The 20,060-nt window shown below is 63.0% G+C and carries 21 protein-coding genes; 9 read left to right on the top strand and 12 right to left on the bottom strand.

Going from position 1 to position 20,060, the window contains the following annotated elements; all coding sequences use genetic code 11:
• Positions 1-389: 389 nt before the first annotated feature.
• On the bottom strand, positions 390-695 hold the full coding sequence (locus GRI32_RS06305) for a hypothetical protein (protein ID WP_160590562.1): 306 nt from the start codon (positions 693-695) through the stop codon (positions 390-392).
• 275 nt (positions 696-970) lie between these two features.
• Between GRI32_RS06305 and guaA the strand changes: the two genes are divergently transcribed.
• Positions 971-2,560 carry a glutamine-hydrolyzing GMP synthase gene (gene guaA, locus GRI32_RS06300; protein WP_160590561.1) on the top strand — a complete coding sequence of 530 codons (1,590 nt, stop codon included), beginning with the start codon at positions 971-973 and terminating at the stop codon, positions 2,558-2,560.
• A gap of 115 nt (positions 2,561-2,675) precedes the next feature.
• Complete coding sequence (locus GRI32_RS06295; RefSeq protein WP_160590560.1) at positions 2,676-3,161, top strand: hypothetical protein; 486 nt, start codon at positions 2,676-2,678, stop codon at positions 3,159-3,161.
• A gap of 72 nt (positions 3,162-3,233) precedes the next feature.
• On the opposite strand, the gene GRI32_RS06290 is transcribed toward GRI32_RS06295, so the two are convergent.
• From GRI32_RS06290 to GRI32_RS06265, 6 genes are all read right to left on the bottom strand, one after another.
• Complete coding sequence (locus GRI32_RS06290; RefSeq protein WP_160590559.1) at positions 3,234-3,728, bottom strand: asparaginase domain-containing protein; 495 nt, start codon at positions 3,726-3,728, stop codon at positions 3,234-3,236.
• 51 nt (positions 3,729-3,779) lie between these two features.
• A complete protein-coding gene (locus GRI32_RS06285; RefSeq protein ID WP_160590558.1) occupies positions 3,780-4,403 on the bottom strand; it encodes a DoxX family membrane protein in 624 nt (207 codons plus the stop codon).
• On the bottom strand, positions 4,400-4,834 hold the full coding sequence (locus GRI32_RS06280; protein WP_160590557.1) for a DoxX family protein: 435 nt from the start codon (positions 4,832-4,834) through the stop codon (positions 4,400-4,402). Before GRI32_RS06280 ends, GRI32_RS06285 begins: the two co-directional genes overlap by 4 nt.
• Before the next feature lie 110 nt (positions 4,835-4,944).
• Positions 4,945-5,499 (bottom strand): DUF924 family protein, encoded by a 555-nt coding sequence (locus GRI32_RS06275; RefSeq protein ID WP_160590556.1) that lies wholly within the window; start codon positions 5,497-5,499, stop codon positions 4,945-4,947.
• Between the two features lie 9 nt (positions 5,500-5,508).
• Positions 5,509-5,913: a hypothetical protein gene (locus GRI32_RS06270; protein WP_160590555.1), complete on the bottom strand. Its 405-nt coding sequence runs from the start codon at positions 5,911-5,913 to the stop codon at positions 5,509-5,511.
• 93 nt (positions 5,914-6,006) lie between these two features.
• A complete protein-coding gene (locus tag GRI32_RS06265) occupies positions 6,007-6,231 on the bottom strand; it encodes a zinc-finger domain-containing protein (RefSeq protein WP_160590554.1) in 225 nt (74 codons plus the stop codon).
• A gap of 112 nt (positions 6,232-6,343) precedes the next feature.
• On the opposite strand from GRI32_RS06265, the gene GRI32_RS06260 reads away from it, so the two are divergent.
• From GRI32_RS06260 to nadB, 4 genes are all read left to right on the top strand, one after another.
• Positions 6,344-7,303: an ABC transporter ATP-binding protein gene (locus tag GRI32_RS06260; RefSeq protein ID WP_160590552.1), complete on the top strand. Its 960-nt coding sequence runs from the start codon at positions 6,344-6,346 to the stop codon at positions 7,301-7,303.
• Positions 7,304-7,440: 137 nt separating this feature from the next.
• Positions 7,441-8,466, top strand: coding sequence for a methyltransferase (locus GRI32_RS06255; protein ID WP_160590550.1), 1,026 nt, complete (start codon positions 7,441-7,443; stop codon positions 8,464-8,466).
• A 52-nt stretch (positions 8,467-8,518) separates the two neighbouring features.
• Entirely contained in the window at positions 8,519-9,514 is a 996-nt protein-coding gene (locus GRI32_RS06250; RefSeq protein WP_160590548.1) for an acyltransferase family protein, read from the top strand.
• A gap of 59 nt (positions 9,515-9,573) precedes the next feature.
• The gene (nadB, locus tag GRI32_RS06245) at positions 9,574-11,160 is read left to right on the top strand and encodes an L-aspartate oxidase (RefSeq protein WP_160590547.1); all 1,587 of its coding nucleotides are present in this window, start codon (positions 9,574-9,576) and stop codon (positions 11,158-11,160) included.
• Between the two features lie 20 nt (positions 11,161-11,180).
• On the opposite strand, the gene GRI32_RS06240 is transcribed toward nadB, so the two are convergent.
• Positions 11,181-11,480 (bottom strand): DUF1330 domain-containing protein, encoded by a 300-nt coding sequence (locus tag GRI32_RS06240; RefSeq protein WP_160590546.1) that lies wholly within the window; start codon positions 11,478-11,480, stop codon positions 11,181-11,183.
• 55 nt (positions 11,481-11,535) lie between these two features.
• On the bottom strand, positions 11,536-11,757 hold the full coding sequence (locus GRI32_RS06235) for a hypothetical protein (protein ID WP_202385966.1): 222 nt from the start codon (positions 11,755-11,757) through the stop codon (positions 11,536-11,538).
• A 631-nt stretch (positions 11,758-12,388) separates the two neighbouring features.
• On the opposite strand from GRI32_RS06235, the gene GRI32_RS06230 reads away from it, so the two are divergent.
• Together GRI32_RS06230 and GRI32_RS06225 are read left to right on the top strand one after the other, a co-directional pair.
• Positions 12,389-14,452: a ribonucleoside-diphosphate reductase subunit alpha gene (locus GRI32_RS06230; protein WP_160590544.1), complete on the top strand. Its 2,064-nt coding sequence runs from the start codon at positions 12,389-12,391 to the stop codon at positions 14,450-14,452.
• 121 nt (positions 14,453-14,573) lie between these two features.
• Entirely contained in the window at positions 14,574-14,873 is a 300-nt protein-coding gene (locus GRI32_RS06225) for a hypothetical protein (RefSeq protein WP_160590542.1), read from the top strand.
• Positions 14,874-14,891: 18 nt separating this feature from the next.
• Here the strand turns inward: GRI32_RS06225 and GRI32_RS06220 are convergent, their stop codons facing one another.
• From GRI32_RS06220 to GRI32_RS06210, 3 genes are read right to left on the bottom strand one after another with little or no spacing between them, the layout of a single operon-like run.
• The gene (locus GRI32_RS06220; RefSeq protein WP_160590540.1) at positions 14,892-15,827 is read right to left on the bottom strand and encodes a phosphatidate cytidylyltransferase; all 936 of its coding nucleotides are present in this window, start codon (positions 15,825-15,827) and stop codon (positions 14,892-14,894) included.
• Positions 15,824-16,465: a lysophospholipid acyltransferase family protein gene (locus tag GRI32_RS06215; RefSeq protein WP_160590538.1), complete on the bottom strand. Its 642-nt coding sequence runs from the start codon at positions 16,463-16,465 to the stop codon at positions 15,824-15,826. The genes GRI32_RS06220 and GRI32_RS06215 overlap by 4 nt, the downstream gene beginning before the upstream one ends.
• Positions 16,462-17,082 (bottom strand): CDP-alcohol phosphatidyltransferase family protein, encoded by a 621-nt coding sequence (locus GRI32_RS06210; RefSeq protein ID WP_160590536.1) that lies wholly within the window; start codon positions 17,080-17,082, stop codon positions 16,462-16,464. The genes GRI32_RS06215 and GRI32_RS06210 overlap by 4 nt, the downstream gene beginning before the upstream one ends.
• A gap of 104 nt (positions 17,083-17,186) precedes the next feature.
• Here GRI32_RS06210 and GRI32_RS06205 point away from each other — a divergent pair, with 104 nt between their 5' ends.
• Positions 17,187-20,000 (top strand): CHAT domain-containing tetratricopeptide repeat protein, encoded by a 2,814-nt coding sequence (locus GRI32_RS06205; protein WP_160590534.1) that lies wholly within the window; start codon positions 17,187-17,189, stop codon positions 19,998-20,000.
• Positions 20,001-20,060 lie beyond the last annotated feature (60 nt).

Below are 20,060 nucleotides of genomic sequence, written 5' to 3'. Positions count from 1 at the left end.
TTCGAGGTAGGACTTCAGCAAACGCTTGAGAAGATTGATCATGATGGATCTCCTTGAAGGGGGGAGGGAGAGGGTGTGCGGCTCGCTTCAGGTCAGACCAGGATAGCGTTCAGCATGGTGGCGCTGATCGCTACGGAGGCGAGAGAGGCGAGGACGATGGTTGCAAGATTGCGCATTGTGAAACTCCTGATTGGCGAACGGGAGGGGGGATTCGCCTTCGGGGGGCCAAATGGGGCGCGTAATTAAATAATACAAATGCGAAAAATTCGACAAGTGTTGCGTATTTTGCAACAGTGATTTCGCGAGACGCATCCATCTTGTAGCCGACAGGCCAGGCGGGGTTGGGAGAGGAGTAACCCGGCCGGGCCTGCCGACTATTCGTGGGCCGATCAGCGCAGGGCCACTGCCAGATTGGCGGCGGTGTTGCGCTGGGCCAGCTGGGCTTCCACTTGCTGGCGCGCATCGGCGATGCAGGCGGCGTAGAGTTCCCAGCCCTTGAGGTTACGGATGAAAGGCTTCTCGCAGGCATTTTCCACTGCGATTTCAGCCAGCCTGTCCAGGGAGGCGGGAGCCTCTTGCGACGCACGATGCGCCGGATTGCTGGTGACGATGATCTGCACGGTCTGTGCGGCGGCGGGTGCTGCGCCCAGCAGGGCGGCGGCGAGCGCGGCGGCAGACATGATAATGGTCTTCATGATGTGAACTCCAATCAAAAGGGTCGATCTGCTTTCAGGTCCTGTCCCGGGCCTTCCTGCCCTCTTGCTGCACCACTGTTGTGCATTGCAGCATAGAATTGTGCAAATGCGAAAAGAGCCACACGTGTTGCGCATTTTTCAACGACGTTTCTCATGAAACTGAAATATTCGCGGCTGAGCATGGAGATCCGCCCGGCCAAATGTCCGGCAGGCAATTGTGGTCTGTGCATCCGCGCCGCTGGACAGGCGCGGGCCTTGGGGGCTAGCGATCCGGCATGAACCCAACAGATTCTCAAAGCGCCCTTCTTCCCGATTCCATCCTGATCGTCGATTTCGGCAGTCAGGTGACCCAGCTGATCGCGCGCCGCGTGCGCGAGGCGGGCGTCTATTCCGAAATCGCCCCCTTCACGCTGGCAGAGGAAGCGTTCCACCGGATGAAGCCCAAGGGCATCATCCTGTCAGGCTCACCCGCAAGTGTTCCCGATGAAGGATCGCCGCGCGCGCCTAAATTGCTGTTCGCAGCCGGCGTGCCGATTCTGGGCATCTGCTATGGCCAGCAGGTGATGAGCCACCAGCTGGGCGGCGAAGTGCGCCCCGGACACGAAACCGGCGAAGGGGGCGAATTTGGCCGCGCTTTCCTGACCGTGACAAAGGAATGCGCGCTGTTTGACGGGTTGTGGAACGTGGGCGAGCGCCATCAGGTGTGGATGAGCCATGGCGACAAGGTCACCCGCTTTGCCGACGGATTCGAGATTGTCGCGATATCTGACGGTGCGCCCTTCGCGGTGATCGCGGATGAGAAGCGCAAGTTCTACGGCACGCAGTTCCACCCCGAAGTGGTGCACACGCCCGATGGCGGAAAGCTGATCGCCAATTTCGTGCGCCATGTCTGCGGGCTGGCGGGTGACTGGACCATGGCCGCCTATCGCGAGACAAAGGTGGCCCAGATCCGGGAGCAGGTGGGAGATGGAAAGGTCATCTGCGGCCTGTCCGGCGGGGTCGACAGCTCGGTCGCGGCAATCCTGATTCATGAGGCGATCGGGGACCAGCTGACCTGCGTGTTCGTCGATCACGGCCTGCTGCGCCTGAATGAGCGCGAACAGGTGGAGAGCCTGTTCCGCGACCATTACAACATCCCGCTGGTGGTGGTGGATGCGGAGGATCGCTTCATGGCGGGCCTTGCGGGTGAGACCGACCCGGAAAAGAAGCGCAAGTTCATCGGCGGAGAATTCATCGCCGTGTTCGAGGAGGAGGCGGCCCGCATCGGCGGGGCAGATTTCCTCGCCCAGGGCACGCTCTATCCCGATGTGATCGAGAGCGTATCCTTCACCGGCGGGCCTTCGGTGACGATCAAGAGCCACCACAATGTCGGCGGTCTGCCCGAACGCATGAACATGCAGCTGGTCGAACCCTTGCGCGAACTGTTCAAGGATGAGGTGCGCGAACTGGGCCGCGAACTGGGCCTCAACGACCTGTTCGTTGGCCGCCACCCGTTCCCCGGCCCCGGCCTCGCCATCCGTATTCCGGGCGAAGTGACCAAGGAACGCTGCGATATCTTGCGCAAGGCCGATGCCATCTATCTGGACGAGATCCGCAAGGCCGGCCTGTATGACGCGATCTGGCAGGCCTTCGCCGTGCTGCTGCCGGTCAAGACCGTGGGCGTGATGGGCGACTATCGCACATACGACAACGTCTGCGGCCTGCGCGCCGTGACCAGCACCGACGGCATGACCGCCGACGTCTACCCCTTCGACGCCCACTTCCTCACCGGCTGCGCCACCCGCATCGTCAACGAAGTGCAAGGCATCAACCGCGTGGTCTATGACTACACGTCAAAGCCACCAGGCACGATTGAGTGGGAATGAGGTGTCTGCAGACTTAAAATCAGAATGGCGCTTGCGCCTGTCTGAATGGCAGGGCCCAGACGTCTTTTCCAATCTAGTTATGGAGTGCCGTCTCGAATTAGGAAGGTTTTCTCCTATGATTGAGCATGGCACACAGTTTTGGCGTGATGCTTGGATCGCTGCTGAATTTGGTAAACTGAGCAAAGCTGATCAAGTCAGGCTCTTGCATCCTGAGCCGTTCCCTGATTTCGCGGCGCGCTTTGGCAGTTTAACCCGACATTTCGAAGCAACTGAAGCGATGTTACCTCGACGTCGGGGCGATGAGTATCGTGAAGATTTGGAGGCGCATAGTGCTGGTCAGACCGTGCTGAGAGAGCATCCATCTGAACAATGGCTCACCGCTTCGACTACTTACACTCTCTTGAAACGAGCGGCGGCAAAGAAAGCAGAAAAGCCTTATGCCCCTAATTGCTCCTTGATTATCTATCTAAACGAGAGCGATTACGGATCCGAAGGGCAGCAGATCGAAGAGCAGTTTAAGTCGGCAACAGAGATTGCTGCAAGAAGGTTTCAATCCGTGCATATCCTATGGGGAAGCAAGTTGCACACGGTTTGGGAATAGTGAAGTTTAGTATTACATCTGTTGGTGATTACGACACAGATTCACTAGGTCGAATCCATTCAAGGGCTCTTATTATTCGATCTGTACAAACCGCCCAGCCTCGCGGTCCTTCTTCACCCGTAGCCCGTCAAACACCTGTCCGCTCATGGCGATGTAGACGCCCGGCGCGCAGGTCTGGGCGGCGGCGAAGGCCAGGCCCAGGTTGAAGGCGGCGTCGCTTTCAGTGAAGCGGGCGGGGGCGAGCGCTCCGGTCAGGACCATGGTCTTGCCGGGAATGGCGGCGAGCGCGCCGGCGGTGTCGGTCATGGTGTCAGTGCCGTGGGTGATGACGATGCGGCTTTCGGGCGCGGCGGCGGCGCGCGCGGCGATCAGCGCGCGGTCATCATCGGTCAGCTCCAGGCTGTCCTTGCGCAGCACTTCCTCGATCCTGAACGGATGCGCCACGCGGCCAATGCGCAGCAGCATGCCCACGGTGCTTTCACCCACCTGATATTCGCTCAGCGCGTCAAAATACTGCTTGTCGATCGTGCCGCCGGTGGTGAGGATCAAGATGGGTTCGCTGGTCATTCCCTGCTCCTAGCGCAGGTGCAGCCCCCGGCCCAAGACCTCAAACCGGTCTCAGCCCCTGGCCACCACGCTTTGTGCCGTGCGCAGCAGCAGCACGGTGGCGGGCCAGAGCAACACCACGAGGCAAAAGAAGGCGAACACGGCCGGCACTATCAACTGGAAGAAGGCCGCCGCGCCCAGCAGCGGCAGCAGCGCCAGCGCAAACTTGCGCGGCGCGGTCTGCCCGGCGGGATTGGCGTAGAGCGATTCGTAATACTCGCCGTTTTCAGCGCCCTCTCCCGCAGCAAGCGGGCGGCGCTCCAGCATCGGCCGGTAATGATCCATATGCGCCAGCATCAGCAGCGCATTCAGCCCCACCACGATGACGGCCACCAGCGCCCACAGCGGATCGCGTTCCAGCACCAGCGCCCAGTACAGCGCGCAGACGTTGACCGGCATCACTGCCGCCAGCGCCAGCGGCATGAACAGCCCGGCCAGCACCAGCGCACCCGCCACCAGCTGGATGCCCATGGCGACATTGATCAGCTCACTGAATTGCAACGCTTCCATCAATTGCACGGCCAGCGGCATGGTGCCGGTGGGCATCGGCAGGAATTGTCCGAAGAAATGGCTCAGCCCGTTGGCGAGCATGATCAGGCCGAACACCAGCCGGGCAGGCAGCAGCAGGCGGTTCATGCGCCGTCTCCTGAAAGCATGGGTGAGCCGGGCAGGCGCGGCGTCGTGCGCATCGCCAGCACGGGCAGGTAGGTGCGGATATAGGCGAGGCACAACAGCAGGTTCGCGCCCAGCACTGCCCAGCCATAATAGGCCGAAACGGAGCCCCAGCCCTGCAACGGCACATCCCAGTACCACACGTTGAACGAGACGGGCAGCAGCATCACCAGCGCCAGCGGCACGCGCCAGCCGGTTATCAGGCAGATCCCGGCAAACAGCTCCACGGCCTTGACCAGCGCGAACAGCCTGGAATCGATCAGCGCGGTCATCAGCGCCGTGCTTTCAGGCACATTGCCATACGGCTGGTAGAACAGCGGATAGAAATGGTTGAGGCCTGCGGGCACCAGCCACGCGGCAAATCCCAGCCTGAGCAGCCACACGGCATATTTCATCGTTCCATCCCCCGCATATTCCTCGGGGCAAGTCTCAATGGCTGCCCTCACCGCAGATTAGGCACCGCCGGGATGAAAAGTAAATGGCCGGGCCGCTCTGGCCATTCACCCTACCAGGCAAAGCCTGCCTTCACCGCGCGTATTTCCGCCGCAGTGCTGGTGCGGCCCAGAGCTTCATTGCGGTGGGGAAAGCGGCCAAAGCGGGCGATTATGGCATGGTGGTCGCGCGCGAACTGCATGCCAAAACGCGGGCCAAGCTGCGTGTAATAGCGCACAGCGAGCAGCTGGTCGGCCATCTGCTCGCTGTGCATCAGCGGCAGGGCCAGGAACTGGCGCTGGGCCGGTGTCAGCCCACTGTCCCACCCGCGCGCCAGCACGGCGCGGGTCAGCGCGCGCGCCTTGGCATCAAAGGCAAACGCCTTGGCGCTGCCGGAATAGAGGTTGCGGGGGAGTTGATCGAACAGCAGCACGGCAGCCAGCGCGGTGTGCGGATCGGACAGGAATTCATGATCGGGGCGGTTTTGCAGCGCTGTCAGCCAGCGTTCAAAGCCATTGCGCAGGATGGCGGTGGCCTTGTCCGATCCGCCCCACCAGTCTTGCGGGTCCAGCTGGTGGAACCACAGGTGCAGCAGGTTGGCTGCCCAGCCTCTTTGCCCGGCAGCCACCTGTCTGGATCAGCCGCGATCGACCTTGTTGTAGGCCACGAAATCTTCGAGGAACAAGGCGCCGGTCACGAACTGCGAATAGCGATCCATCGTGCGGATCACGTCGGTCCGGCACAACTGGCTGCCAAAGCGTTCGATGATAGGCACATCGGTATCGCGCAGGCGTTCCGGCCTGACAGCGCGGGCGACGTAGATCGTGTCCCCGGCGTCATAGACCAGCCCGACATACGGGATGACCTGCAGATCATTGGAACGGAAGGTGGTGATGCAGCTCTGCGATTCGCCGGCTTCATAGCCTTCGAGCATTTCAGCAAGGCGCGTTTCGCCGCGTTCCTGGCGGGTTTCAGCCTGTGCCGCAGTTGCGCCCAGGGCCAATGCGGCGCTGGCGGCTGCAAGTGTAAGAAGCTTTTTCATCGTCATTCTCCCTAGATGGGACAAAGTCTCATATCGCTACTTAACACAGGCTGACCGGAATCGATGGGAAAATCGCCCGAAGACCCTTCGGGATCAGGCCGCCTGCTTGCCAGCCGTGATATCCGCCGGGCCGCCCTTGAGGATGAATCGCCGGTCGCAATATCCGCAATCGACAAAGCCCTTCTCGTCGATCTGCATATACACGCGCGGATGGCCCAGGGCGGCGGGGCGATAGCCGGTGCCGCCGCGAATTTCGCCAGCGCCATCGCAGCTGACGCGCGGGGTATCGACCAGTGTGGTTTCGGGTGCATTGTCCATGGGCACACGCCCTATATCGTCAGCATGATTCAGGCAATATCGCTGCTGCCCGATCGGCGCTGCAAACCGGGGGGACTTTACCTGCGCGCCGCAAGCGGCCAATGGATGCCCCATGCCTGACACAACACCAGATAACTCCCCGGCGATCGAAATTCGTGACGTCGTCAAGCAATATGCCAGCAGCAACAAGGCAGAGCCCAAGCTGGCGCTGAAGGGGCTTTCCTTCGATGTGCCGCAAGGCGGCGTGTTCGGCCTGCTCGGCCCCAATGGCGCGGGCAAATCCACGCTGATCAACATCATGGCCGGGTTGGTCAACAAGACCAGCGGATCGATCAGGATCTGGGGCCACGATATCGACCGGGATCACCGCAACGCCAAGACCTGCATCGGCATCGTGCCGCAGGAAATCGTCTTCGATCCGTTCTTCACCCCGTTCGAGGTGCTGGAGAATCAGGGCGGCATGTACGGCATCGCCAAGTCTCTGCGCCGGTCGGAGGAACTGCTGCGCGCGGTGCGGCTGGAAGACAAGCGCGATGCCTATGCCCGCACATTGTCTGGCGGGATGAAGCGCCGCCTGCTGATCGCCAAGGCGATGGTCCATTCGCCGCCGATCCTGGTGCTGGATGAGCCGACGGCAGGCGTGGACGTGGAACTGCGCCGCCAGCTGTGGGAACTGGTGGGCGATCTCAACGATCAGGGCGTGACCGTGGTGCTGACCACCCATTACCTGGAGGAGGCGGAGCAATTGTGTGACCGCATCGCCATCATCAACCACGGTGAGCTGATCACCAACAAGCCCACCCGCGAACTGGTGGGCATGATGGGTGAGAAGATCGTGGCGGTCACGGTCGATGCCGACATCACCGACCTGCCGCACGATCCGCGCTTCCGCAAATGCGTGAAGGCGGGCGAACGGGTGATCGAAGTCACCTATGACAAGTCCGAGATGACCGCCGGACAGGTGCTCGCCAAATTGCAGGAACAGGGCTTTACGGTGGACGATGTGACCACCCGCGAAGCCGATCTGGAAGACGTGTTCGTGCAGCTGACCAGCCAGGTGGGGCAGGGCTGAGGCAGGGCTGAGGCAGGGCTGAGGCAGGGCTGAGGCAAGGCCGGGGCAAGGCTGGGCAGCCGCCCGGCTTTTCGCGTTACATTTCGCTCAACAGGCGTAGACTTCCTCCGGGTCGCGAACCTTGGGGGAGGATTCGCATGAATGACAATGATCTGGAAACACCGCCTGCCGCCGCGCAACTGATGGATATCGCCTGGGGGTACTGGACCAGCCAGATCCTGCGGCAGACTGCGGAAATGGGGCTGGCAGACAGGTTTTCCGGCGCGCCGCGCACGGCAGATGATCTGTGCGCCGAATATGGCATGCACCAGCCCAGCTTTCGCCGCTTCATGCGCACGCTGACAGGGATGGGGCTGGTCGAAACGGTCGGCCCGCACACCTATAGCCTGACCGAAATGGGAGAGGCGCTGAAGACCGGCGCGCCCGGTTCCGCCCGATCCACCGTGATCAGCCTGATCGGCAAGCTGGTCAGCCCGTCATGGGAAAACCTCGATTACTCGCTCACCACGGGGGAGCCGGGTTTCGAGAAGCACTATGGCAAGGGCCTGTTCGAACATATCCAGCAAGTGCCCGGCATGGCGGAGATGTTCTCCGAAACGATGGTCGGCATTCACGGGAAGGAGCCGCCTGCGGTGGCTGCCGCCTATGATTTCTCGGGCATCGGATCGCTGGTCGATGTGGGCGGGGCATCGGGCAATATGCTTGGCCATATCCTCTCGCGCCATGAAGGCCTGCATGGCGTGCTGTATGACCTGCCGCATGTGGTGGCCGATGCGCCCGCGCTGCTGGGCAAGTTCGGCGTGACGGACCGCGTTTCGATTGTCGGCGGCAGCTTCTTTGACGGTGTGCCCACGGGCCATGATGCCTATCTGATGTCGCACATCATCCACGATTGGGATGAGCAGGAATGCGCCACCATCCTTGGCCATTGCCACGCGGCCATGCACGACGATGGCCGGTTGCTGCTGGTGGAGATGGTGCTGCCCGAAAGCGATGAGCCGCATCCGGGCAAGGTGTTGGACATGATGATGCTGGTCGGCCCAGGCGGCGCCGAACGCACGCCGGGTGAATATGAGCACTTGCTGGCCGCAAGCGGCTTCAGGATGACCCGCGTGGTCCCCACTGCGTCCGCAGTCAGCGTGGTGGAGGCGGTGAAGGCCTGAGAAGTGGGCCTCCTAAACCGGATATTTATCACTTTGCTTGCATGACCGGCGGATGGACGCGCCTGCCCAGCAACACCAGTATTCGATCCATTACCTGCGCGCGCTGGCCGCGCTGATGGTGGTTGCCTGCCATTGCTTCGGCTATGGCATCGTGCCCGTGGCGGACATGCGGGCGGTCGAATGGCTCAGGCACGGGGTGGCCATCTTCTTCGTCATTTCCGGCTTCGTGATGGTGGTTTCCACCACCGGGCGCGACATCGGGGCGGGCGAATTCCTGATGCGCCGCCTGATCCGCATCGTGCCGCTGTACTGGCTGGCGACCCTGGCATGGGGCCTGCTGTGGAGCGATCTAGCGCCCGACCGGCTGATCCCCTCGCTCGCCTTTGTATTCCTGCTTGATCCGGTCTTGCCCATGGCGCGCCCGCCAGTGCTGGCGGTGGGCTGGTCGCTCAATTTCGAGATGTTCTTCTATCTGATCTTTGCCGCCGCGCTGTTCGTGCCGCAGCAATGGCGGCTGTATGCGGCCTGCGCGATGCTGCTGGCCTATGCCGCGCTGGCCAGCCTGCTGCCGCTGCCACCGCAGGCGGCATTCCTGGCAAATCCGCTGCTGGCGCTGTTCGCTGGCGGGATGGCGATGGCGCATTTCAACCTGCGCCTGCCGGTAATCTGCGCGCCGCTTGGCCTGGCGATGATGGCGCTGGTGCCATATGCCACAGACAGCGTTGTCGCGGCGGTGCTGGTCCCGGCAATGCTGATCGTCCTGGGCGCCCGATCGCTCGATGGCCGCCTGCCGCACTGGAAGCTGCCCGCGCTGCTGGGCGATGCGTCCTACAGCATCTACCTCACGCATATCTTCGTGATGCAGTTCATCGCCTGGTATGTGGCCCCGCATCTGCCGGGCGTGGCACTGGTGCCGCTGGCGATTGTGGCGGCATCGGTATTTGGCGTGGCGGTGTACCGGATGGTGGAACTGCCGATCACCAGCTTCCTGCGCGCGGCCCTGCGGGCGCGGCGTCAGCGGCTGGCGCTCAGCGAACAGGCCGCCTGAGCGACATACGCTAAAGGTCCATACTTGCCCAAGTCCCCACTTAAGGCCATGTCCGCATCATGACTGGCAAGGCTTATGACGTCCTCGTAATCGGCTCTGGTGCTGCCGGGCTGACGGCTGCATTGTCTCTGGCGACGCGGCTGAAGGTGCTGGTGCTGGCCAAGGGCACGCTCAACTCCGGCTCCACCGCATGGGCGCAGGGCGGGATCGCCGCCGTGCTCGATACCGGCGACACGTTCGAGGATCACATCCGCGATACGATGGTGGCAGGCGCGGGCCTGAACGATCTGGAGACGGTGGAATTCGTCATCGGCCAGGCTCCCGCAGCAATTGCCCGGCTGGTGGAACTGGGCGTGCCGTTCAATGCCGAGGGCAAGGACCTGCACCTCACCCGCGAAGGCGGCCATTCGCACCGCCGGATCGTGCACGTCAACGATGCCACCGGCTGGGCGGTACAGGCCGCGCTGCTGAAGGCGGCAGAGGAAAATCCCAACATCACCCTGCTGCCCGATCGCACCTGCGTGGACCTGATCACCGGCCGGAACGAGCTGAAATATTCAGGCTCCGGCCGGGTGTGGGGCGCCTATGCGCTGGATACCGCCACCGGCAAGGTGGAAGCCTATACCGCGCGCGCCACGGTGATGGCGGCGGGCGGGGCGGGACGCGTCTACCAGTTCTCCACCGCGCCGCGCGGCGCCACGGGAGATGGCATTGCCATGGCCTGGCGAGCCGGTGCGCGTGTCTCCAACATGGAGATGATGCAGTTCCACCCCACCTGCCTGTATAATCTGGAGGTCAAGAACTTCCTGATCACGGAGGCCGTGCGCGGCGAGGGCGGGCACCTGCTGCATCCTGAAACCGGCCACCGCTTCATGGCGGATTACGATCCCGAGCGGATGGAGCTGGCCCCGCGCGACGTGGTCGCCCGCGCCATCGATGACCAGATCAAGCGCTATGGCCTCGATTTCGTCCATCTGGATATCAGCCACCAGCCGGCGGAGTTCGTGCGCGAGCACTTCCCCACCATCCATGAAAAGCTGCTGGGGCTGGGGATCGACATGACCACCGGCCCGATCCCGGTTGTGCCGGCGCAGCATTATACCTGCGGCGGCGTGCTGATTGACCTCAACGGGCGGACCGATCTGCCCGGGCTTTACGCGGCGGGCGAATGCACCGAAAGCGGCCTGCACGGGGCCAATCGCCTCGCCTCCAACTCGCTGCTGGAATGCTTTGTGTTCGGCGATGCTGCGGCAAAGGACATTCTCGCCAGCTGGGACAGCTTCACCGCTCCGCCCGCGATCCACGAGTGGGATGAAAGCCGCGTCACCGATTCGGATGAAGAGGTGGTGATCAAGCAGAACTGGACCGAGATCCGCCGCTTCATGTGGAACTATGTCGGCATTGTCCGCACCACCAAGCGGCTGGAGCGCGCGGCGCACCGCATCGCCATGCTGGGCGGCGAGATCGAGGATTATTACGGCCACTTCCGCGTGACCACCGACCTGATCGAACTGCGCAACCTGCACCAGAGCGCCGAGCTGATCGTCAAGAGCGCGCTGGCCCGCCACGAAAGCCGCGGGCTGCACTACACGCTCGATTATCCGCAGACCGCCGCGGAGGCGAAGGATACGGTGCTGGTGCCTTAGGCTCCCCTGACCAGCATCCCTTAACCCGCTGGCGGCACGAACCCTTGGACCAGCACCATGCGGCCCTTGCTATTGTCGGTCCGCAGATGCTTGATCGCGCTGTATTCAGGCGAATCGTACCAGGCGCGCGCGGCGGCGGCGTCGGGGAATTTCAGCACGACGGTCGTCTTGGGCGGATCACCCTCAATCGCTGTGGAGGCCGGATCAATGGCCAGCACTTCTACGCCTGTCCCGGCAAGTGTCGGACCCACAGATGGACCATAGGCGGCAAAGCCTTCCGGATCGGTCACGTCATAGGTGGCGATGATATAGGCGCTCATGTCTCTCTCCCATGTGGTATTTTCTGGCGGGGCATTGATCGAAATTGCAGCGATTTCAATCGCCCATCATGAATATCAGCACCCAGAACAGGAAGGTTCCGCCAAGGAACAGCATCCATGACCAGTAGAGTTTGAAATCGAGACCGAGCATTGCGATGTCCACATCGAAGCTGCGAATGTTCAGCTGCCCGCCGGTTGTGCCGCCCGAACCCATGAACAGGGCTATCAGCAGGGTGAAGAAGATTCCGATGGGAATCGCTTTCAGCAATGAGATCATCTGTGCGTCCTTGTTGCTCCAGCATGCGATCCTGGCGCTTTGTGTCCCAAGGCGGCTCTGCGGTCCAGTGTTTCGCGCATACCCAGTGTTTCGCGGATACCCGGTGTTTCGCGGATCCTGTGGTCATGGAACACCACCACGGCGCAGCATTGTTGCGGCGCGCGATTCTTTTGAATCCCGATCGGGAAACTGCACAGATTTTTTTCCGCAGATCGATTTTGGGGCTTGCGCCCCGCGCGAGCCGAGTTTCTTCCACGCGTCGCGGTGTGTTGTGTGTGTAGGACACGTATGAATTTGCAGTCCAGGGGGCGGTAAAACTGTCTGAACCCACTTGCGCCGCAATTCAGTCCGATTCACTATGGGTTGTGGCAGGGTTGTAAGGGATACCCACAATACCTAGATTTCCAGTGCAGGCGCCAGGGCGCGCCAGGCATCAGGATTCTTTCGGTTCCGGTCTCCCTTTCACCGCTGCCTGTGGGCAGGCGGGGGATAAGTTTTTCTCTGCCGACGCGTGGAAACGGATAGGATGGGGCAACTCCCGCCGATTCGAACACATGCGGAACATCGGGCGAAACATCGGGGTGGTCCAGGACAGGACCGGATGAGCATTTAGATCGGGACGGGCGCAATTATGGAATTCAGGAACACGGACGAAGCGGCAATGGGCCTCGATTTTACAGCAAGCGCGCCAACCCCCGAAACCAGGACGGAAGCAAAGTCGGCCGGTGCCGATGTTGCCGGTAAGGTCGTCGACAAGTCCGAAAAGGCAGTGGCAATGGACAAGCAGGATGCAGGCAGTGACGAGCTGGTGGCACAGGCTGCCGCCGATGCCGTGGCCGGTGCGCTGGCGCAGGCCGCAAAGGCCGGGGCCGCGCCGCAAAGCGATTCCAAGACCGTCAATGCACGCCGGTTCGAGATCGCTACCGATCCCGCGCGCGATGCCAATCTGACCGAATTCGGCAAGGCGACGCTGGACGATCGCTACCTGCTGCCGGGTGAAACCTATCAGGACCTGTTCGCCCGCGTGGCCGATGCCTACGCTGATGATCAGGCCCATGCGCAGCGCCTGTATGACTATATTTCCAACCTGTGGTTCATGCCCGCCACGCCGGTGCTTTCCAATGGCGGCACCGGGCGCGGCCTGCCGATCTCCTGCTATCTCAATTCCGTGTCGGACAGCCTGGAAGGCATTGTCGGCACGTGGAACGAGAATGTCTGGCTGGCTTCTCGCGGTGGCGGCATCGGCACTTATTGGGGCCATGTGCGCGGCATTGGCGAGCCGGTTGGCCTGAACGGCAAGACCAGCGGCATCATCCCCTTCGTGCGGGTGATGGATTCGCTCACCCTGGCGATTTCGCAAGGCTCGCTGCGGCGCGGTTCGGCTGCCTGCTATCTGGATGTGAGCCACCCGGAGATCGAGGAGTTCCTCGAAATCCGCAAGCCATCGGGCGATTTCAACCGCAAGGCGCTCAACCTGCACCACGGCGTGCTGCTGACCGATGAATTCATGGAAGCGGTCCGCGCGGGCGAGAAGTTTGACCTCAAGTCACCCAAGGACGGATCGGTCCGCGCCACCGTGGATGCGCGCAGCCTGTTCCAGAAGCTGGTGGAAACGCGCCTCGCCACGGGTGAGCCCTATATCGTCTTCTCCGACACGGTGAACCGGATGATGCCCAAGCATCACCGCGATCTGGGGCTGAAGGTTTCGACCTCCAACCTGTGCAGCGAAATTACCCTGCCGACCGGCATTGACCATCTGGGCAATGATCGCACGGCTGTGTGCTGCCTGTCCTCGCTCAACCTGGAAAAATGGGAAGAGTGGAACGGCGAGAAGGACTTTATCGAGGACGTGATGCGCTTCCTCGACAATGTGCTGCAGGATTATATCGACCGCGCCCCGGACGAGATGGCCCGCGCCAAATATTCGGCCGAGCGTGAACGCTCCGTCGGCATGGGCGTGATGGGCTTCCACTCCTTCCTCCAGGCCAAGAACATCGCGTTTGAAAGCACGATGTCCAAGGTGTGGAACCTGAAGATGTTCAAGCACATCAATGCCAAGGCGAACGAAGCATCGATGATGCTGGCCAAGGAACGCGGCCCGTGCCCCGATGCCGAGGAAATGGGCGCGATGGAGCGTTTCAGCTGCAAGATGGCGATTGCGCCGACCGCGTCGATCAGCATCATCTGCGGCGGCACCAGCGCCTGTATCGAACCGATCCCGGCCAATATCTACACCCACAAGACGCTTTCGGGCAGCTTCGTGGTGAAGAACCCCTATCTGGAAAAGCTGCTCGACAAGAAGAGCAAGAATTCCACCAATGTGTGGAACTCGATCCTGGAGAAGGGCGGCAGCGTCCAGCACCTCGATTTCCTCACCACGGAGGAAAAGGCCACCTTCAAGACCAGCTTCGAGATCGATCAGCGCTGGCTGCTGGAATTCGCCGCCGACCGCACGCCGTTCATCGATCAGGCGCAGAGCCTCAACCTGTTCATCCCGGCTGACGTGGACAAATGGGATCTGGCAATGCTGCACTTCCAGGCATGGGAAAAGGGCATCAAGTCGCTCTATTACCTGCGCTCAAAGAGCGTGCAGCGCGCCGGTTTCGCCGGCGGCGTGGAAGCGGACAACACCGCGGAACCTTCCAAGTACGAGTTGCCGACGACCGATTACGACGAGTGTCTGGCTTGTCAGTAAGGCCAGGCCACCAGACAAGCGAAAACGGCGGCAGCAATTGCCGCCGTTTTTGTTTGCGCAACGCAGCTTTGCATGACCAGCGCACGTGTGTTATGTTTATGATACACCTTGGAGGAATGACATGACCGCGCGCCGTACCATCACGCTTGTTGCCACCGCTGGCCTCGTGCTGCTCCTCTCCGCCTGCGCCAACCAGATCGATGCGGGCGTGGCGCAGGGCGCGGATGTTCCCGGTTTCTGGTGGGGTCTGTGGCACGGCTTCGTGTTTCCGTGGGCGTGGATCGGATCGCTGTTCGATCCTGACATCGCCGTCTATGCCGTGCCCAACAAGGGCGGCTGGTATGACTTCGGCTTCTTCGTCGGCATCACCGTGCTGGGCGGCGGCAGCTTCTTCGGATCGAAGAAGGGCCGCAAGGACTAGCCCCGCGCCACCATCGGCTCACGCGCCGAAGAAGTAGTTGATCAGGTGGAAGAACACCGGCGCGGCAAAGCTGACCGAATCCATCCGGTCCATCGCTCCGCCATGTCCCTCTATCATCGTGCCCCAGTCCTTCGCGCCCAGTGAGCGTTTGACCGCTGACAGCACCAGCCCGCCCACAAAGCCCGCGGTGACGATGGCCAGCGCCATGCCCGCCGCCTGAACGGGCGTGAACGGCGTGATCCACCACAGGCCAGCGCCGATGGCCGAAGCGGTCAGGCCGCCGCCGATCAGCCCCTCCCACGTCTTGGCCGGGCTGACCCTGGGGGCGACCTTGCGTTTGCCGAAAAGCTTGCCGAACACATATTGCAGCACGTCCGACAGCTGCACCACGGTGATCAGGAAGAACAGCAGCAGGAAGTTCTGATCGAAGCCGGGAATATCCAGGATCAGCAGCGCGGGCGCATGGCTGATGCAGAACACCGTCAGCATCAGCGCCCACTGGATGCGCGCGCTGCGCTGGAGGAAATCCGATGTCTCCCCCTTCAGCACGATCAGCACGGGCAGCAGCAGGAAGGCCCACACCGGGATCAGGATGGTGAACAATGTCTGCCATTCCGCCGCGATCAGCCAGTATTGCAGCGGGATGAAAAGATAGAACGCCGCGGCGATGGCGCGGTGATCCTCCGCCCGTGTGGGCGTGATCGAAAGGAACTCGCGCAGGCAATAAAAGCTCACCAGCGCGAACAGCACGATGGTGACGATCTTGCCGAAGGCGAAGGCCACCGCGAAGATCGCAATCATCATCCACCACGCCTTGATCCGCGCGTTGAGATTATCGACCGTGGCGCGACCGGCCTCGCTCGCCACTGTGCGTGACAGCACAAAGCCGATGGCGGAGGCCACCAGCAGCAGCGCCGCCACGCCGCCGAACAGGGTGATCATCGTCGGGCTCATGCGGGCACTCCTGTGGATGCGGCGCCTTCGGCCATGACGCACACGGCATCATGCGCGCGGGCGAGGAAGGCCTGCTTGTCCTCGCCCTCCGCCAGCGTGATCGGCGTGCCGAAATTGGCCACGCAGCTGATCGGCGCGGGCAGGGTCGCCCCCTTGGGATAGGCGCGCGCCAGATTGGCCAGATAGACCGGCACCAGCTGCACTGCGGGAAAATCGCGCGCCAGATGGTGCAGGCCCGATTTGAACGGGGCGGGCAGGGCCTCATTCCGGCGCGTGCCTTCGGGAAAGATGATCAGCGATTCGCCGCTTTCCAGCACATCGCGCAACGGGGCCAGCGGATCGCGGCTGCCGCCGCGCTCCACCAGCACGGCGCGCAGCACCTTGAGCGCGATAAAGCGGGAGAGCGCATTGCGGCCCCAGTAATCCGCCGCCGCCACCGGATGGGTGGTGCGGCGCAGGGTCACGGGCAGGGCTGCGCACAGGATGATCGTATCCAGATGGCTGGCATGGTTGGCGAAATAGATCCGCTGAACCGGCTCCGGCCCGCAGCCGCGCCAGCGCGCATGGCCGCCGACCAGAAAGCGGGTGAGCGCAAAGATCAGCTCGCGCACCAGTCCTGCCACCGCGTCTGCGATCATCGGAATTGTGCTTTCAGCAGGTGGGCGATGCGCTGTGTACGGATCACGCAGGTCACCGCCGATCCGGCGATGATGAGCCACAGGGTCAGTTGCATGACGACGCCATCGTCCAGCGCGCAGGCGATCAGCGCGCCCAATGTCAGCACGAACATGCGGTGCTGCTTGGCCATCGGGCCGACGAAATCCTGCGCCAGCCCCAGCGCCCCGCCACTGGCGCGAATATAGGCGGTGCCAAAGGCCAGTATGGTGGCGCCATACCCCAGCTCCGCCACGCCGCTGGCATAGCCCGCGCCGATCAGCAGCAGCGCATCCTCCACCCGGTCCGGCAATTCGTTGAACAATGGCCCGGTGGCGCTTTTCCTTCCGCCTTCCACCGCCACCAGCCCGTCGAGCATATTGGCCAGCAGGCGCAATTGAATGCCCAGCGCGCCGCCCAGCCACAGCCACCGGCTCTCACCCGCCTGCAGAAACGCCCATGCGCCCGCCGCGGCGAAGATAATGCCGATGGTGGAGATCGCATTGGGGGAAAGCCCGGCGCTGCCCAGCGCGCGGGCAAGCGCCTGCGCCCAGCCCGCTTGCCGCGTTTTCAGCGGCCTGCGATTTTCCCGATCGGCCAAAGCATTTCTCCCCCCTGATGCAAGTAGAGGCTAGCACAGGCAGGCAAAATCGTTCTAGTTTGAAATAGATGAGAGGAAAGTAAGGCTTGGGGTCGCTTCCTGTAATGAAATATGTGGTTGCTGCGGTGCTTGCTTCTGGCTTGCTGGCCGCCGTTCCGCTTGCTGCGCAGGAGGTAGCGCCGGAGCCAACTTTGGCGCAGATGCAGGCGCGCGATCAGTTCAGCCCGCCCGCGCAGGAGCTGGCCGCATGGCAGGAATTTGCCGCCCGCGTGCTGGCCGATCCCTCCACCAGCGCCGATGTGGCGGCGCAGACGCATTTTGGCCTGGGCGTGGCCTATTATTACGCCCGCCAGTATCCGCAGGGGTGGGATGAGTTTGCAGCCGCCCAGGCATTGCTGGCGCAGATGGATGCCAGCCCGCCCTACCACGCCCGCCTGCTCGCCTATGGCTCGATGATGCTGGTCGAACTGAACCGCATTGATGAGGCGCAGGCGATGGCGCAGCAGGCCTTTGCGCTGGCCGAAGCTGGCGGAGAGGCGGCGCTTGCCGATCTGGCGCTGGCGCATAATGCGCTGGGCGTGCTGGCCTTTGCCGACAATGATCTGGTGGCCGCAGAAACAGCGTTCTGCGCTGCGCGGGACCTTGGCATGCGCGCACAAGTTCCCGACCATGCGATGATCGTGAACGATGCGTCTTCGTGCGGCGCGGTGAAATATTATCTGGAGCGGCGCGATACGGTGGAGGCGGCGCGGTTTGCGCGCGATTATGCCTCTGCCCACCTGCCCAGCGATCATCCCAAAATGGGCAATGTGCTCAACATCACCTATGCCGTGCTGGTCAGCTATGGCCGCTATGGCGAGGCGGTGCCGCTGATCCGTCGCCATCTGGATCTGGAGCGCAAGCTGCGCGGCGATACGGATGAAGATATTTATGACCCGCTATCCATGCTGGCGCGCTCGCTGGAGCAACTGGGCCAGTATGAGGAGGCGGAGGGCATCTTCCGCGCCGCCGCCGCCATAGCCGACAATATGAACACCAGCGCCCAGCCCTATATTCCCGGTATCGCGCATACCAACCTGGCCCGTGCGATCGCCCGGCAGGGACGGCTGGATGAGGCCGAGCGCGAGGCCCGCGCCGGGGTGGAACAGCTAGTCCGGGATCTGGAGCCGACCAATTTCAACATCGGCAGCGGGCAGGTCCAGCTGGCCGATCACCTCGCCCGGCTGGGCCGGTCGCAGGAAGCGCTGGCGCTGACCGACAGCGCCCTGCCGCTGCTGGAAGCAGGATTGCCCGAGGGCCACAGCGAAATCCTCACCGCCCGGCTGATCCGCGCGCGCATCCTGTCCGACCTTGGCCGCCATGATGAGGCGGTGGCGCTGGCCGCGCCGACTGCCCAATTCTTCGCCCGCCAGCTGTTCGACGTTGCTTCGAGCGAGACAGAGCTGGTCTCGCTCTCGCAAGTCCTGCCAGAGGCGCTGGGCGATTATCTGCTGGTGGCCCTGCGCGCCGGCGCAATGGATCAGGCAGCCGAAGCCGCGCAATTGCGGCTGCTGTCCGAACTCACCTTGTCCAACGCGCGCATCCGTGCCGGCGCGCTGGCGCGGGGCAACGGGCTGGGCAGCCTGCTCGATGCGCTGGATGCGGCGCGGGCGCGCACTGCATCGCTGGCCGCGCAAATGGCCGCAGCGCAGGCCGATGAGGGCGCGCAGCTGGCGCAGCTGGCCGCCAATCTGGCCAGCGCGCGCGAACAGGCGCAGGCGGCGCAGGCGCAGCTGGAAAGCGAATTTCCCGAATATGTCGCGCTGGCCCGTCCGCAAACGGCATCGCTGGCCGATCTGCAGGCGACATTGGGGGAGGACGACCTGCTGGTCCTGCCGCTCTCGCTGCCCGACCGGGCGGTGACCATCGCCATCAGTCATGACGATGTGCAATGGGGTGAGGTGCCGCTGCTCGCCTATGACCTGCGCACGCTGGCAGACCGGGTGCGGCAATCGGCGCAGGCGGTGGGCCTGTTCGATACAGATGCCGCCGCGCAGCTGTATGATGCGCTGTTCGCGCCCAATCTGCGCCCGCTGCTGGCGCGCAAGCAGCGCCTGCTGTTTCCCGCCAGCGGCTATCTGGCGCGCATTTCGCCCGCCATGCTGCTGACAACTGCGACCAGTTCGGACGATCTGGGCGATGCGCCGTGGCTGCTGCGCGATCACTCGGTCAAGGTGCTGGCGGATCTGGGGGAGCTGGCCTCTGGCCGCACCAGCCTGGCCGGGGCGGATTTCCTGGGCGTGGGCGCGCCAACCGGCCTGCCGTCCTCGCTGGGCAAGGGCGCGGCGATGAGCCTGCCTCCGTTGCCGCGCGCGCGGGATGAATTGCAGGCCCTGTCCGCCGCGCTGGGCAGTGCCGGATCGCTGGTCCTGTCAGGCAATGATGCCACGGAAGAGCGCCTGCACGCGCTGGAACTGGACCGGTACGGCGTGATCGCCTTTGCCACCCACGGCCTGCTGGGCGGGGAGGTGCCGGGGCTGGCGGAACCGGCGCTGCTGCTCACCCCCTCTGGCGAACAGGGCACGGCGGGTGACGGACTGCTGACCGCCAGCGAGATTGCCGCGCTGCACCTCAATGCCGACTGGGTGATCCTGTCCGCGTGCGAGACGGCGGCGGGAGAGAGCGCCAGCGCGCCGGGATATTCCGGCCTCGCGCGTGCCTTCGCCCAGGCCGGAGCGCACAGCCTGATGCTCAGCCACTGGCGCGTGCGCGATGATGCGGCGGCCTATCTCAGCGTGGAAACCCTGCGCCGCGCGGCTGCGGGCGAGGACCGGGGCGATGCCCTGCGCGGTGCCCAGCTGGCAATGATGGCCGATCGCGCCATGCCCGATGCCGCCCATCCGGCGATCTGGGCGCCGTTCGTGATCGTGGAGAACTGACGCGCTGGCCGCCTGTCGCCCGCGCGCCGCACACCGCTTTTCGATTGCAAAGTATTAACC

The organism is Alteraurantiacibacter aestuarii (assembly GCF_009827405.1).
GTDB classification, from domain to species: domain Bacteria; phylum Pseudomonadota; class Alphaproteobacteria; order Sphingomonadales; family Sphingomonadaceae; genus Alteraurantiacibacter; species Alteraurantiacibacter aestuarii.
This window is presented reverse-complemented; position numbering and strand designations above follow the sequence as displayed.

What these genes read in the sequence shown, in the direction of transcription:
- GRI32_RS06230 (WP_160590544.1), top strand. Translation starts at nt 12,389, where the DNA reads ATGGAATTCAGGAACACGGACGAAGCGGCAATGGGCCTCGATTTTACA.
- GRI32_RS06260 (WP_160590552.1), top strand. Translation starts at nt 6,344, where the DNA reads ATGCCTGACACAACACCAGATAACTCCCCGGCGATCGAAATTCGTGAC.
- GRI32_RS06265 (WP_160590554.1), bottom strand. Translation starts at nt 6,231, where the DNA reads ATGGACAATGCACCCGAAACCACACTGGTCGATACCCCGCGCGTCAGC.
- nadB (WP_160590547.1), top strand. Translation starts at nt 9,574, where the DNA reads ATGACTGGCAAGGCTTATGACGTCCTCGTAATCGGCTCTGGTGCTGCC.
- GRI32_RS06255 (WP_160590550.1), top strand. Translation starts at nt 7,441, where the DNA reads ATGAATGACAATGATCTGGAAACACCGCCTGCCGCCGCGCAACTGATG.
- GRI32_RS06305 (WP_160590562.1), bottom strand. Translation starts at nt 695, where the DNA reads ATGAAGACCATTATCATGTCTGCCGCCGCGCTCGCCGCCGCCCTGCTG.
- GRI32_RS06225 (WP_160590542.1), top strand. Translation starts at nt 14,574, where the DNA reads ATGACCGCGCGCCGTACCATCACGCTTGTTGCCACCGCTGGCCTCGTG.
- GRI32_RS06290 (WP_160590559.1), bottom strand. Translation starts at nt 3,728, where the DNA reads ATGACCAGCGAACCCATCTTGATCCTCACCACCGGCGGCACGATCGAC.
- GRI32_RS06215 (WP_160590538.1), bottom strand. Translation starts at nt 16,465, where the DNA reads ATGATCGCAGACGCGGTGGCAGGACTGGTGCGCGAGCTGATCTTTGCG.
- GRI32_RS06220 (WP_160590540.1), bottom strand. Translation starts at nt 15,827, where the DNA reads ATGAGCCCGACGATGATCACCCTGTTCGGCGGCGTGGCGGCGCTGCTG.
- GRI32_RS06235 (WP_202385966.1), bottom strand. Translation starts at nt 11,757, where the DNA reads ATGATCTCATTGCTGAAAGCGATTCCCATCGGAATCTTCTTCACCCTG.
- GRI32_RS06285 (WP_160590558.1), bottom strand. Translation starts at nt 4,403, where the DNA reads ATGAACCGCCTGCTGCTGCCTGCCCGGCTGGTGTTCGGCCTGATCATG.
- GRI32_RS06280 (WP_160590557.1), bottom strand. Translation starts at nt 4,834, where the DNA reads ATGAAATATGCCGTGTGGCTGCTCAGGCTGGGATTTGCCGCGTGGCTG.
- GRI32_RS06240 (WP_160590546.1), bottom strand. Translation starts at nt 11,480, where the DNA reads ATGAGCGCCTATATCATCGCCACCTATGACGTGACCGATCCGGAAGGC.
- guaA (WP_160590561.1), top strand. Translation starts at nt 971, where the DNA reads ATGAACCCAACAGATTCTCAAAGCGCCCTTCTTCCCGATTCCATCCTG.
- GRI32_RS06250 (WP_160590548.1), top strand. Translation starts at nt 8,519, where the DNA reads ATGGACGCGCCTGCCCAGCAACACCAGTATTCGATCCATTACCTGCGC.
- GRI32_RS06270 (WP_160590555.1), bottom strand. Translation starts at nt 5,913, where the DNA reads ATGAAAAAGCTTCTTACACTTGCAGCCGCCAGCGCCGCATTGGCCCTG.
- GRI32_RS06205 (WP_160590534.1), top strand. Translation starts at nt 17,187, where the DNA reads ATGAAATATGTGGTTGCTGCGGTGCTTGCTTCTGGCTTGCTGGCCGCC.
- GRI32_RS06295 (WP_160590560.1), top strand. Translation starts at nt 2,676, where the DNA reads ATGATTGAGCATGGCACACAGTTTTGGCGTGATGCTTGGATCGCTGCT.